This window comes from Brevundimonas abyssalis TAR-001 (assembly GCF_000466985.1).
GTDB lineage: Bacteria > Pseudomonadota > Alphaproteobacteria > Caulobacterales > Caulobacteraceae > Brevundimonas > Brevundimonas abyssalis.
This window is the reverse complement of the sequence record NZ_BATC01000005.1, coordinates 83,426-96,202: the sequence shown is the minus strand read 5'-3', so window position 1 is coordinate 96,202 and position 12,777 is coordinate 83,426. Positions and strand designations below refer to the sequence as shown.

Genomic DNA, 12,777 nt, shown 5'->3' with positions numbered 1-12,777 from the left:
AGGGGAAGGCCTTCCCCTCCTGACAAGAACCTGATCCGACGACCAAGCACGTCAATCTCGAAGGGAATTTTCCGCTCAAGACAGCCTTGTCCGCCGGGCTTGCCGAGGTGCGATGATGCAACCAGGGCTACGCCGCCGGGCATCCGCGGTTATGACGGCAATCGGTGACAAACCCCTACTCGCGGAGCATGAAAGCAAAGGCAAGGAGACTGCCTGAAATGTTCAACGTGATTATGCGGCACTATGATTGGAACGACCCAACCGCGTCGATCGCCCTTGATCGGATGTTTGAGTTCACCGATCCCGCTCTGGCCGCGCAATTCAGGGACGGTGATCTCCCTGACGTGGACGGCCTTAGACGCCTTCCCTGCCTGTTCATGCCGGAGGGCATTCACGACGAAGTTTGCCGGGTGGGAACGGTGACCGCAGCGCGGATCGCCAATGGCGAGGTGCGGTTCGAATATGCGCTCGATCCCGACGTGCCGCCATTGCGGAACGCCTTCCTGTTTGCCCACAAGGCCCAGCTCGACATGGACCGGCACCGACATAACTTCGACTGGAGCCGCAATCATTGGGCCGTAAAGGACGTGGACCTGTACCGCTTCCTGCTTCGCAGCGTGAACCCTCGCCGCCAAAGGCCATCGGTTTTCACGATCCCCGAGCACGAGGCGATCGAGCCGCAACTGGCGTCGGTCATGATGCCGTTCGATGCCGGTTTCGCCCCGGTTTACGCCGCAATCCAGCAGGCCTGCGCCGCCTGCAACCTCGTGGCGCGGCGCGCCGATGAAATTTGGGAGGCGCCAGGCATCATTCAGGACATCGTGAGCCTGATTGATCGGGCCCGCGTCGTCATCTGCGATCTCACCGGAAGGAACCCGAACGTCTTCTACGAGGCCGGGATCGCTCACACGCTCGGTCGCGAGGTCATTATCATCACCCAGAGCGAGCATGACGTTCCGTTCGATCTGCGACACCTTCGCTACATCCGATACCTCAACAACAATGAGGGCCTGGCGGCGCTGACACAGGCGCTTCAGGCACGGATGCAAACAATCCTCGGGCACTGACCAAGCCCACTCGTGTTATACCGCCGGCGCCCGTCGCGGGGCGTCCAAGGGATGGTTCGCTTCTGGCCTCCCGCTCTCGCACGCCAAACCTCTCGCAGCTTCGCAGCATCTGCGGTTGTGCTACAGGTGCAATCAGGGGGACTATCCATGAGCTTTTCGATCCCAGAGATGCGCGCGCCCGCAAGGACCGCCGGCTTGTCCGATGGCACCAAGCGAGATCGCGCCCGCGTCGGGGTCCGCAGAGTGCGACGGTCTCACGACCAATCAGCGGCGACGGACAGACTATGAGCGTCGCCGACGATATCCGAAGCAATTCCAAGGACACGTTCGGAACGGCTTGGACGGTGCGCGACGGGCAGGTGGTCCCCGCCGCTTCAGACTTGAAGCTGAGCAATGACGCTGTGCGATTTGAGACCGCGACGGTCCTGTACGCGGACCTCGACGCGTCCACGGGCCTTGTCGAGAGCAAGAAGTGGGAGTTCGCGGGCCAAGTCTACAAGACGTTCCTGTACGCCGCATCCCGTCTCATCCGCAATCACAGCGGATCAATCGTGTCCTATGACGGTGATCGCGTCATGGGCGTGTTTATCTCCAAAACTCAAAGAAATGATGCTGTCGCTTGTGCTCTGGAGATCAACTATGCGGTCAAGAATATCGTGCAGACCGAGCTTGAGAAAAAATGGAAGACAGATTTCAAAATCCGTCATGTCGTCGGCATCGACACTTCGACCGTTCGCGCCGCGCGAACGGGGGTTCGCGGTGACAATGATCTGGTGTGGATCGGAAACGCGCCGAATCTGGCGGCCAAACTGACGTCACTGAGCGCCGACAAACCCACTTGGATCACGAAACGCGTCTACGATTATCTCAAGGACAAGCAGAAGCTGGGGCCGCAGGGCGAGAACATCTGGAGAAAATGGCAGTGGTCCCAGCACAACCAAGATGAGATATATTCAACGACTTACTGGAGAGAGATCAAGTGACTGCGATTGGCGACAGGTTCAGGGGCGACGCCGGCCGCGACAATCTCCTGGATGCATTGATGCAGCAGGCCCTTGTCGGTGGCAATCGAGACCTCGCCGCGGAGATCGCTGACCGTCTTGAGCTGCTGGAGATCGCCGAGGGCGAGGCGCTCATCACACAGGGCGCCGACGACAACGATCTGTTCCTGATCGTCGCCGGCGCGTTCAGGATCGAGGTCAATGGTCGCGATGTGGCGATGCGCGGCAGAGGCGATCACGTCGGGGAGATGGCGCTGATCGAACCGACGCAACGCCGCTCGGCGAGCGTCATCGCAACTGAGGATGCGCTTGTCGGCAAGCTCTCACACCAGGTCGTCAGCGAGTTGGCCAGGCAGCACCCTGAAATCTATCGCGCCCTGGCCAGGACGCTCGCCCGGCGTCTGCTCGAACGCAACAAGCTGGTCGGGCAGCATCGAGAGACCATCCGCGTCTTTCTCATATCCTCGGCGGAGGCGCTGCCCGTTGCGAGAGTGATCCAGAGTGCGCTGGCTCACGATTCCTTCCTCGTCACTCTGTGGACCGACGGCGTGTTCCGCGCCACCAGCTACGCGCTGGAGTCGCTTGAGACTGCGGTCGATGAATCCGATTTCGCGATCGCGGTGGCGCACAGCGACGACCTCACGCTCTTCCGCGGGGAGGAGTGGCCGGCGCCGCGCGACAACGTCGTGTTCGAGCTCGGACTGTTCATGGGCCGCCTCGGCCGAAAACGCGCGATCCTGATGGAGCCTCGTGAGGACAAGGTGAAGCTGCCGAGCGACCTCAGCGGGATCACCACGATCCCCTACAGCTACGAGCCGGGCAAGGACGCGCAAGCGCGAATGGCTCCCGCCTGCAACATTCTTCGGGACCACATCAACGAATGGGGGCCTTTCAACGGCTAGGAGCCATCTTCACGCGGTAATCCACAAGTCTTCGGCGCCGTTATCACCCAAGCCTGTTTGCGCGAACGATGTTCTGCTAACGTTCTTTCCAATCGATCGCGTCCGTTCGGTGATTCGCGATCAGCTGGGAGACTGCGCAGGATGGCATGGAATGAGGATCGCGCCCGGGCGAGAATACGGGATTTCATTGGCAGCGTGCCTGAAGGCGATATTCGGGTAGAGGATTTTCAGACCTTCCTCACCGAGGCCCGGATGCAGAAAGGCGCCGTTGCTGACGCCTCAGTTCGCGCGGCGCTGGTCGACATTCCCCGCAATCGCGCGATCACGACGGATGCGGTGCATGTCTACGCCAACCTCATCGACTTCAATGACGTGCTGATCGAGGCCGGACGGGAAACAGAGGCGAGCCATCGGCGCGCGCTGGAGTTTCTGCATGCGCATTATCGCGGTTGCGACGAACTCATCGACGAGTTTGAGATGCAGCGGGTCGATTTTCACGGATCCAGGCTGCATGCGGTGGTGCTCACACCCCTTGGCGAGGAAAACGAAGGCGAGCGCGTCCGCATCGCCGTCGCATTCGCCGCAGCCTTTCGGGAGATGGTCGAACGCCTCGGCGATGATTATCCGCAGTTCAAGACGCGCGTCTGCATCGGCGTCGACACCGGTCCTGCTGTGGCGATCGACTCAGGCCGTAGCGACGAACGGGAACCCCTCTTCGTCGGCAGCCCCGCCAATCACGCGGCCAAGCTGGCAGCGGGCGATAATGAAGGCCTCAATCTCAGCCCTCGCGCCGGCATGCTCCTGGGCCGCACGCCTGATCCGCTCACCAAGAGTGTGCTGCTCACCGAGGACACAGAGCGGAGGCGCCTCGACGAGGAGATCATCACCGCGACGATGCAGCGCAGCGGCGGCGAACGTCTCGAAAAAGCCTACGCCTCCGTCGTCGAAAGTCTCCAGGCTCAACGGACGGCGGATTCGGGTGAACCGGTGTTCCGGTTCCACCACAAGGAACCACCGCTCAAGGATCTGGTCTATGCGGAGCACCCGCCGAGCAATGCGGTGCGGATGGACCTCGCCTCGATCTTCGCCGATGTCGATAACTTCACCCCTTACATCGACAACGCCATCGCCACCGGTCGGATCGCCGAAGCAGTCGCCAATCTTCACGTCATTCGCGCGGAAATGGGGGCGGTCCTGCGGGACGACTTCGGAGGCCGGAAGGTCCGCTATATCGGCGACTGCATTCATGGTCTGCTGGCCGAGGGGGACAGGCACGAAACGAACGCGACGGCGACCATGAAGAAAGCTGTCAGCACAGCGGCCGGCTTGCGGTCCTCCTTCGACCTGTGCCGCGAAATGCTGCCTGGAACGGAAGGCCTGGGTCTTGCTATCGGAATTGATTACGGAACCACGCCCATCTGCCGCCTCGGGCTGCGCGGCGCAGCAAGCGTTCGCGCGGCCGCGAGCCGGGCAACCTGCCTTTCCGAGACTGAGCAGAGGCGATGCGACGGAACAGAAACGGCCTTGGGTGAACGGGCTTACGGGGAGTCGCCGGCCATCATCCGCGAGGCGTTCTTGATCGATCGCAAGGTCGCCAACATGGATGTGGACACAGCGGAGGTGTTGTTCGGCACGATGCCGTCGCCCTATGTGGTCGGTAGTGGCCAGACTGATCCCATGCGCGCTCATGAGCCGGACGCCGCCCCTCCCATGCGAGCCCATGACCAACGGTGAAGTCCGCGACGCATTACCTGGCTGACGCTGCGCCGGGCTGGTTCACGATCGATACGCTCGACAAGGACGCTCTGATCGGGCGCGCGCGGATTCCCAAGACGCCGTGGACCGCAAAGGGTCTTCACCTGCGCGCCTTCGGAGACCGCACACCGAAGGTGCGCGAGGAAACGCCGGGCGTCGACCTCCCTGCCCGCTGCCCCGAACGCCATATCCAAGGGGACCAGACGTTTTGTCTTGGTCTTAGCTACATCGATGTGCGCTCTATGAACGACGCCGCGCGGTGGTGGGAGCAGTTGCGGCAGTATCTCGTCTGCCAGGGCGTCGCTGAACGCACGCGCATCTGGCCGCCTAGCCATGCGCTCGATCACGGGGACGCCGGCCGGCACCATGAACGCGCCCTGGCTCTCGCCGCCGAAGCAGAGCTGGAAGAAGAGTACGCGGCGGCGCGGATGGACGAGCCGAGCTGGCTGACCGACGAACGCTTGCATCTGTTCGGGAAGAAGGGACACCCCATTAATGGCCGGGCCCTCTGTCCACGAGGCTGCCTTCGTCGAGCGCGCGGACGCCAAGCGCGGGTGCTGCGCAAGGATTGCTCGAAGCGTAGTCTCTTCGTCGATCTGGCCTACACCGAGCATTTGCGACGAAAGGCGCTGGCAGACTACTGGAACCACGTATTCAACGAGGGAACGCGCTGCTGCCGCTCCATGCGGTCATGTCCTTTGGGTGCGCACGAAGACCAATTGAGAGCGAATTCTGCGGAAGGGGGACAGTCATGAAGGATATGCAGACGATCGAACGTCAACTGGACCGGGTTCTGGGGTTCTTTCCGCGCGTCGAGACGCGGATCAATGCGCTGTTTGGCGTCAACACCGTGATCCTCGCCGTGGGGGCCTTAAACGTCGCGGCCCCTGACCTGAAGCTGTGGTACGTGAGCGTTCCAGGCGCCTTTGCGTTGGCCGGCCTGCTGATTTCTTATATCTTTCTCTACCGGGCCAATTTCCCGGATGTGAAAGGCGGGCAAGGCAGTCTGATCTATTTCGCCGAGATCCAGAACAGGACCGAGCCGAACTACCAGTCCGAACTGGAGGCCTGTAGCGACGATCAGTTCAGAAAGGACCTGGTCGGCCAAGTGTGGCGCAATTCGCAGATCCTTTGCGCGAAGTACGTCGCCGTCAAAATCGCGATCATCGCGACCACGCTGTCGCTCGTTCCATTCTTCATTTTCCTCGCCGTCACAGCGTCAATTCACGTCCGCCTGCCGATATTCAACGGATGATCGCCACAAGCACGACTGTCGACGCGCGAGCCTTCAGGAAATCTCGCGCAAGGCGGTGAGCGCGTCCTCGCAGGGCGCCGCCGTTGTGCCGTTCAGCGTGATGCTATTAACATGCGCAGACATGTCGGTCGCGGCCTGTCCGCCCTGCCGCGCCGTTCTCAGAAAGTCGCGCAGCCTGTTCCTGGCGGCAGCTCGCTTGGCCGGATCTTCGGGAGTCGCGACGCACTCGCGCAACGCCGCGCCCGCCGCGCCATAGGCTGTGTCGTATGCGTTCGCTTCAGCTTCACTCGCCGCCAATCCAACGCGGGGGATGAGGGCGCGTTGCAGTTCGGTCGTCAGGCCCGACTCGACCGCGCCAAATACGTCGGCGACGTATGTCAGGAATGCCGAGGGCCTGCGCGTTTCGGACACCAGCGCCATGAGGGTCATGGGCCGCATCTCGGCGCTGAGCGGCGCGCTGAACCATTCGCTCTCGAAGTGGCTCCGATGGGTCGCGTAAAGCGTTTCCGGCCTTGGTCTGCTCTCGGAGAGTGCGCTGCGGGTGCAATCATCGGCGATTTGCGTCCGCTGTTCGCCATCTATCCGCCACCATAGCTCTGCGACGCAGCCATCCTGATCGAATTCCACAAGCTCGCCCGGCGCGATCTCCCCGAGAACGACCGTCGCACCGGTCTTTTGGATGTCGAGCGCGCTCCCGGCTTGACCGACTGCGAAAGACACCAGCACGCTTCGCCGATTGCTCCGTAGGGGATTGGAACGAAGCGGCGCATCAAGCGTGACGCGGACAGGAGCGATTGCGTGGAAGCTTCCGTCTTCCGTGGACCGCACGACGCCCTCGAAGAAGAAGTCCGGCGTCGCTGCGAGGTACAGTCCCATTCGCCAAAGGAGCCCGATCTCGGCCGGGGAGTTGTGGGGAAATCTGGAATTCGGGTCGGGTTCGAATCTGCTGTCCGGGCCGTCCGCCCCGAGCGTCGGTCGCATCACATGGAACCAGCCTCGGGCGACGTAGATGCAAGGACCGAACGCTATCGAATTGTTCGCAGCGAATTTTCGGCGAGCCAACGCTGCGTCGTCTCCGCAGTTCCCGCAGCCCGGATTGCCGAGCCAATTCGATCGACGCCCTGGGCGATCACGGCCGAGGCGACCGCGGCGCCCAACGCGGATTCGACCCCGTCCCGGCATGGGCCGAAGCTTGTCTGCGTCCCGTAAACAAGGCGACTCCTGTCCGGTGTGAACGGAGGCCCCGAGGTGCCCGCCGTATGGGAACACCCGGCCAGCACTACCATGCTCGCCGCCAAGATCGCCAAACGTCGCATCTCGCTACCTCCGGATTCTCTACGGCAACAGAAATTCGAGCGCCGGACCCGCCATGTGCACCGCGCAATTGAGGGAGCCAATGGGCGCGCTCTTGTTAGACAAGTATCGCTGGGAATGGCTGGCGAACCCCAGGTGCGTTCCGACGACGTCGCCGTCGGCCACCCGCTGTGCCCATGATCGGTATCGGCGTCGTGGCCTAGAAACGGAGAGGCGAGCCTGGTCGGTCCACTGTGCTCAACTAGAACGCCGAAATTGAAGCCAACCGCCGCGACCTCCTGTGGCGTTCGGCTGCTGGGGGCCAATCTGCTCGAAGGCACGTCTGCGATCCCGAGAACTTTCGCCAGGTCCTCGGCAGAGCCCGCACGCGGCTGACCGTTCCCCGGCAAGTAGCTGGCATGAGGGGTGAATTGACTGGTTGTCTGCCAGTCGGAGGAATTGGCCCAACGAACCTCGCAGTAGGTCGCGCGGAGGCTGTCCTTCCAGAACAAGTGCGCGGCTGTGACGATAACGCCGTCGGGACCGAGCCAACCCGTGCCCCTGCCGACAATCCGGTTCTCATCCCGAGCGCGAATCTCGCAGATTTGCGCATACGGCGGGTCGGAGAGCCGGGCGGCCTCGACTCGCCGCCAGCGTCCTTTCGGACCCGGAAAGCCCTGAATTTCTTGCACGCTCACGGCCGCCCCCCTCCGTGCTGAGATTGCGCGATGCCCCCATGGCGCTATCGATGTAATCGTCTCATCAAATCACTTGATCTGCAATCGCCGTTATTTGAGGAGGGCGAAGGAATAGCGGGCGATGGCGGCATTCTACTGACCCGTGCGCCGACGGCGGTCAGATTGCGGCCACAAGCTCGCCCCTCAGCCGCTGGGCGTCGCGCGAGGGCGGCGCGCCGAAAGCGCGGGCGTATTCGCGGCTGAACTGGGAGGCGCTTTCATAGCCCACCGCATGGGCAGCGCGCGCGGCATCGGCGTTGGTCGCCAGCAGACGGCGCGCGGCCTGCAACCGCAACGCCTTCTGGAACTGGAGCGGACTCATCGCGGTGGCCGCCCTGAACTGGCGATGGAAGGTCGGTACGCTCATGCCCGCGATATCCGCCAGCGTCCGCGTGGGCAGCGGACTGTTGTAATTGCGGCGGATGAAGTCGATCGCGCGGCGTATCTGCGACAACCGGCTGTCCTCGGCCACGATCTGGCGCAGCATCGGCCCATGCCCGCCCTGCAACAGGCGATAGAGCACCTCGCGCTCGCGCACCGGGGCGAGGAAGGAAATGTCGCCCGGCGTATCGAGCAATTCGAGCAGCCGGTCCCACGCCGCCAGCAATTCGGGCGTGACCGCCGCCACGCCGAAACCGGCCAGGGCGCCGCGCGGGGGACTCTCCGGCGCGGGCGGCAGCTCCGCGAGCAGATCGGCGAGCGCGCCGCGGTCCAGCGCGAGGCTGGCGACGACATAGGGTTCGCCCGGCGTCGCCTCGACGATGCACCCGGTCGCCGGAAGCTCCAGCGAGGCGACGAAGCAGCTCGCCGCGTCGTAGCGCAGCACGCGGTCGCCGATCAGCACCTGCTTGGCGCCTTGCAGCACGAGGCACGCCATCGGCTTGTACACCGTGGCGACCGACTCGGACTGGCACGCCACCGTACCGAGGCCGACACGCGGCAAGGGGGTCTCCCAGGCTATGCCATCGGTATGGCGCCGGACGCACCGGCTCATCCTGTCGAGAAGGTCCTGCATGACCGGGAAGATCGGCGCGCCTTCGTTTCTGCGCAAGTGCGAATGAGAGGATCGGGCAAGCAATCGATCCGATCGGGCGCGGCCCGCACCCTCCACAATCCCATTTCCGTCGGCAGCCGACGGCATCAGCGCCGCCGGAACATGGAAGGACATGGATATGACCAGCAATTTCGGAGCGACATCGACCACCGACGACGTGCTCGCCGGCGTGAACCTTTCGGGCAAGCGCATACTCGTGACCGGCGCTTCGGCCGGCCTGGGCGTGGAGACGGCGCGCGCATTGGCGGCGCATGGCGCCGATGTCGTGGGCGCGGCTCGCGATCTCGCCAAGGCCGAGCGCGCGACCGGCGAGGTGCGCGCGGCGGCGGAGGCGGCTGGCGGCAGCTTCACGCTTATCGAACTCGACCTCGCCTCGCTCGCCAGCGTGCGCGCCAGCGCCGACCGGCTGAACGAAGACGGCCGCCCCTTCGACATTGTGATCGCCAACGCCGGGGTGATGGCCACGCCCTTCGGCCATACGACGGACGGCTTCGAGACGCAGTTCGGCACCAACCATCTCGGCCATTTCCTGTTCGTCAACCGCATCGCGGGCCTGATCCGCGACGGCGGGCGGCTGGTGAACCTGGCTTCGGCCGGGCACCGCTTCTCCGACGTCGACCTGGACGATCCCGGTTTCGAGCGGACCGAGTATGATCCGTGGATCGCCTATGGCCGGTCCAAGACCGCCAATGTGCTGTTCGCGGTCGAATTCGACCGGCGCCACCGCGAACGCCGGGTGCGTGCTGCGGCGGTCCATCCCGGCGGCATCCACACGGAACTGGGCCGGCACATGAGCGACGAAGAGATGGATGCGCTGGTCGCCTCGCTCGAAGCGGCCAACGCCGCCGCCGGGCTGCCGCCCTTCACCTTCAAGTCCATCCCCCAGGGCGCCGCGACCTCGGTGTGGGCGGCGGTCGTCGCCGATGCCGATGCGGTCGGCGGGCGCTATTGCGAGGACTGCCACGTCGCGGAGATCGTCGACAGCGAAGGCATGCGCGATGGCGTGCGGTCCTATGCGCTCGACGACGCCCGCGCCCAGGCCCTGTGGGTGCTGAGCGAGACGCTGGTGGGCGAGCGGTTCTGACGCCAGGACCGGCCCGGAGAGAGCGCGGCGGAGCGAAACCCCACCATCGGGCGGTGGGGAACGAAACGATCGGGCGGCGGGCACGTCCCGCCGCTTCCGGATTGGTCCGCCGCGCCGGATTCTGGCATGATTGGCGAAGGGAGTATCGGATGAAGTCGCTCTCACGCCTGTCGATCACGGCGCTTGCCTTGACGGCCGCCGCCTGCGGCTCGGACCCGCAAGCACCGGACCACGCCAATTTCGCCGTCTCGCTGGAGACCTGGCATGAGGCGCGGCCGGTCTGAGTCTCGATGCGGCCGGCTCCGCCCGTCGAGATCCGCGCCGAGGGGGATGAGACGGCCAAGGCGGCGATAGACGCGCTCGTCGACGCGGGTCTGCTGACGGCGACGGCGACCACCCGCGTCCCCGCCGGCTTCACCGGCGGCGACCAACCGGTTCCGCATATCCACTATGAGGCGACGCCCGCCGCCGCCGAGGCGATCCGGCCATCACCCAACACCTTCCTTGGCGGCACCGACCTGTGCTTCGCGCGGCGGCAGGTGGCGGAAGTGCGCGGCAACACCGAGCCGGGCGAAATGGCCGGCGTGCACATGACGCGCGTCACCTACCGCTGGCGGCTCGACGACATCGCCCCCTGGGCGAACGCCCCGGCGATCCGCGAAGCCTTTCCGGCTATCGCGTCGGCGCTTGACGAACCCGAAGGAGAGGCGACCGAGACGCTGATCCTGACCGACAGCGGCTGGACGCATCAGAGCCTGGTTGGCTGAGGACCGCCGCGCGATCAGGCGGTATCGCGCAGCGATCGCAGATAGTCGATCTCCTCGGGACGCCGGTGCAGGATTGGCGACATCACCGACAGGACCTCACCGGGGGATGTCGTCGTCCCGTCCCTCCAGGGCCGCCGCCAGCAAGGTTCTCTGCTCGGCGTGTTTGCCGGGTTGCTCGCGCATCAGCCGTTCAAGATTGACGCGCTTCCAGCGCACGGCCGGAAGATCGGCCGCTTGCGGCAGGCCGATCAACCCGAAGTCGGGATTCGCATCGTGAACGGCGAGGAGGAAACGGGCGGCGTCGCCCGGCAGTCGGGCGTGAATATCGGCGATCAGGCGCGCCCGGGCGTCGAGGAGATCGGGAAGCTGGACCGGATCGACCGTCATGCCCTCGAACTCGCGGGCGAAGGCGTTGTCGATGGCGAGAAGGTTGGGTGACACCAACTCGTGGAGCGGGCGGTTGGAGGCGGCGGCATAGATCAGGAAGGTGCGGAACAGCGCGTCGGTCACGCCTTCGTGGTCATAGAGCAGCTTCACATCGTAGAGGTCGCGCGGGTGCTGGCGATCGAGCGCCGCGCAGATCTTCCCCGCGAACAGGTCCTCGAAGGCGACGACCGGCATCTCCGCGAAGCCGAATGCGTCTTCCACCGCCGCGCTGACGCGCATCGGCCGGGGCGGATGAACGACGCCGCGCGCGACTGGCGACACCTCGACCTTCACCTCGGCCCCGGCGCGGCGGAACAGGAGCCGGGTGCGGCCCCCGCCCCCGCCCGCGCCTCGGCGCCCGGCGATGCCGCGCTTCCCGGCGGCGAGGACGATTCGATCGAACGCCGCATCGATGGCGGCGAGCGCGGCGGGCCGGTCGTCCAGCGGCAGATAGGTCAGATCTATGTCGACCGACAGGCGCGGCAGGTCGCGGTAGAACAGGTTGATCGCGGTGCCGCCTTTGAGGGCGAAGGCAGGCTCGACGGCGATCAACGGCAGGGCGTCCACCAGCAGGCGCATTTGGGCGACGTAGCGTTCACGCGCCATCGGCGGCCGTCTCCCGAACGGCGTATTCGGCGGGCACGACGAGCTGGAGTCCGGAATGGAGCTTGCCGCCCTCGACGATGGCGCGCGGTCCGCTGCCCAGGTCGACCGCGTCGCGATCGACATGCTTGAGCCAGGCGTGATCGTGGCGCTCGGCGAACAGAAAGAAGAGCCGCTTCGCCTTCACGCTCCGGCATTGGTCGAGAAGCTCGCTCACTCGGCCCGGGCGCAGGCCGTCCAGCCCCTCGAACAGCATGTCGAGGGTGTGGAAGCTTTCCCGGCCGGGCAGCTCGTCCAGTGCTTCGAGGATCGCGCGTTCGGGCGAGGAGGCGGTCAGCGGCCAGCGCCAGGGCGTGCGGCCGCCTGCGCCGAAAGGCTCGAAATCGACGGCGTCCACGCCAAGGGCCGGGTCCGCGAACAGCCGCCGGCTGCGCACGATGACGGCCGCGTCGAGATCGAGCCGGGACAGCCAGGTCGCGGTTCGCCATACAGATAGACGGCGGCCTCGCTTCCCAAGGGGAGGTAGTGGCTGCGGCCGTCCAGGGCGAGCGCGGTCATGCCGCCCACGTGGAAGTCATAGCCCATGATCCGCTGGGCCGAAAGGACGGCGATGCGCCAGTCGGCGGCTTCGATCGGCTCGACCGCGCCGAACGGCCGCCGATAGAGACCCGGTCTCACGCGCTCCAGCCACCCGGCCTGGGCATAAGCGGAGGCAGAGCTGCGGCCCACGCCGTTGTCTTTCAGCCAGCGGGAGTCCACCAGGAACCCCGGCGGCGCCGAGTCCAATACGTGCTTCAGCTTTTGTCCGCGCAGTGCATCCATGGCGGACATAA

The 12,777-nt window shown here is 64.9% G+C and carries 14 protein-coding genes; 9 read left to right on the top strand and 5 right to left on the bottom strand.

Annotated elements, in window-relative coordinates; all coding sequences use genetic code 11:
- Nucleotides 1–218: 218 nt before the first annotated feature.
- The 6 genes from MBEBAB_RS02700 to MBEBAB_RS02675 all read left to right on the top strand — a co-directional run bounded on the left by MBEBAB_RS02700 (nt 219) and on the right by MBEBAB_RS02675 (nt 5,980).
- Nucleotides 219–1,067, top strand: a complete 849-nt coding sequence (locus MBEBAB_RS02700) for a hypothetical protein (protein WP_021696392.1) — start codon at nt 219–221, stop codon at nt 1,065–1,067.
- 284 nt (nt 1,068–1,351) lie between these two features.
- Complete coding sequence (locus tag MBEBAB_RS02695; protein ID WP_021696391.1) at nt 1,352–2,050, top strand: adenylate/guanylate cyclase domain-containing protein; 699 nt, start codon at nt 1,352–1,354, stop codon at nt 2,048–2,050.
- Nucleotides 2,047–2,970 (top strand): TIR domain-containing protein, encoded by a 924-nt coding sequence (locus MBEBAB_RS02690; protein ID WP_021696390.1) that lies wholly within the window; start codon nt 2,047–2,049, stop codon nt 2,968–2,970. The genes MBEBAB_RS02695 and MBEBAB_RS02690 overlap by 4 nt, the downstream gene beginning before the upstream one ends.
- A gap of 195 nt (nt 2,971–3,165) precedes the next feature.
- Entirely contained in the window at nt 3,166–4,704 is a 1,539-nt protein-coding gene (locus MBEBAB_RS02685; RefSeq protein ID WP_158332112.1) for a nucleotidyl cyclase domain-containing protein, read from the top strand.
- A complete protein-coding gene (locus MBEBAB_RS02680) occupies nt 4,701–5,480 on the top strand; it encodes an E2 domain-containing protein (protein ID WP_052516717.1) in 780 nt (259 codons plus the stop codon). The genes MBEBAB_RS02685 and MBEBAB_RS02680 overlap by 4 nt, the downstream gene beginning before the upstream one ends.
- Complete coding sequence (locus MBEBAB_RS02675) at nt 5,477–5,980, top strand: Pycsar system effector family protein (RefSeq protein ID WP_021696388.1); 504 nt, start codon at nt 5,477–5,479, stop codon at nt 5,978–5,980. The genes MBEBAB_RS02680 and MBEBAB_RS02675 overlap by 4 nt, the downstream gene beginning before the upstream one ends.
- Nucleotides 5,981–6,013: 33 nt before the next feature.
- On the opposite strand, the gene MBEBAB_RS02670 is transcribed toward MBEBAB_RS02675, so the two are convergent.
- The gene (locus MBEBAB_RS02670; protein ID WP_148291414.1) at nt 6,014–6,856 is read right to left on the bottom strand and encodes a hypothetical protein; all 843 of its coding nucleotides are present in this window, start codon (nt 6,854–6,856) and stop codon (nt 6,014–6,016) included.
- Between the two features lie 1,272 nt (nt 6,857–8,128).
- Nucleotides 8,129–9,214, bottom strand: coding sequence for an AraC family transcriptional regulator (locus tag MBEBAB_RS02665; protein ID WP_242397032.1), 1,086 nt, complete (start codon nt 9,212–9,214; stop codon nt 8,129–8,131).
- On the opposite strand from MBEBAB_RS02665, the gene MBEBAB_RS02660 reads away from it, so the two are divergent.
- The 3 genes from MBEBAB_RS02660 (at nt 9,183) to MBEBAB_RS02655 (ending at nt 10,915) form a co-directional block, all read left to right on the top strand.
- Nucleotides 9,183–10,148, top strand: coding sequence for an SDR family NAD(P)-dependent oxidoreductase (locus MBEBAB_RS02660; RefSeq protein WP_021696385.1), 966 nt, complete (start codon nt 9,183–9,185; stop codon nt 10,146–10,148). The two genes, MBEBAB_RS02665 and MBEBAB_RS02660, sit on opposite strands and share 32 nt — an antisense overlap.
- A gap of 149 nt (nt 10,149–10,297) precedes the next feature.
- The gene (locus tag MBEBAB_RS17900; protein WP_021696384.1) at nt 10,298–10,432 is read left to right on the top strand and encodes a hypothetical protein; all 135 of its coding nucleotides are present in this window, start codon (nt 10,298–10,300) and stop codon (nt 10,430–10,432) included.
- A 6-nt stretch (nt 10,433–10,438) separates the two neighbouring features.
- Complete coding sequence (locus tag MBEBAB_RS02655; RefSeq protein ID WP_021696383.1) at nt 10,439–10,915, top strand: SEN1982 family lipoprotein; 477 nt, start codon at nt 10,439–10,441, stop codon at nt 10,913–10,915.
- 96 nt (nt 10,916–11,011) lie between these two features.
- Here MBEBAB_RS02655 and MBEBAB_RS02650 read toward each other — a convergent pair whose 3' ends face one another.
- The 3 genes from MBEBAB_RS02650 to MBEBAB_RS16775 are packed head-to-tail and all read right to left on the bottom strand — an operon-like array spanning nt 11,012 to nt 12,766.
- Nucleotides 11,012–11,947: a nucleotidyl transferase AbiEii/AbiGii toxin family protein gene (locus MBEBAB_RS02650; RefSeq protein WP_021696382.1), complete on the bottom strand. Its 936-nt coding sequence runs from the start codon at nt 11,945–11,947 to the stop codon at nt 11,012–11,014.
- Entirely contained in the window at nt 11,937–12,380 is a 444-nt protein-coding gene (locus MBEBAB_RS16780) for a type IV toxin-antitoxin system AbiEi family antitoxin domain-containing protein (protein WP_021696381.1), read from the bottom strand. The genes MBEBAB_RS02650 and MBEBAB_RS16780 overlap by 11 nt, the downstream gene beginning before the upstream one ends.
- Nucleotides 12,278–12,766, bottom strand: a complete 489-nt coding sequence (locus MBEBAB_RS16775) for an AbiEi antitoxin N-terminal domain-containing protein (protein WP_200865092.1) — start codon at nt 12,764–12,766, stop codon at nt 12,278–12,280. Before MBEBAB_RS16775 ends, MBEBAB_RS16780 begins: the two co-directional genes overlap by 103 nt.
- Nucleotides 12,767–12,777: the final 11 nt, after the last annotated feature.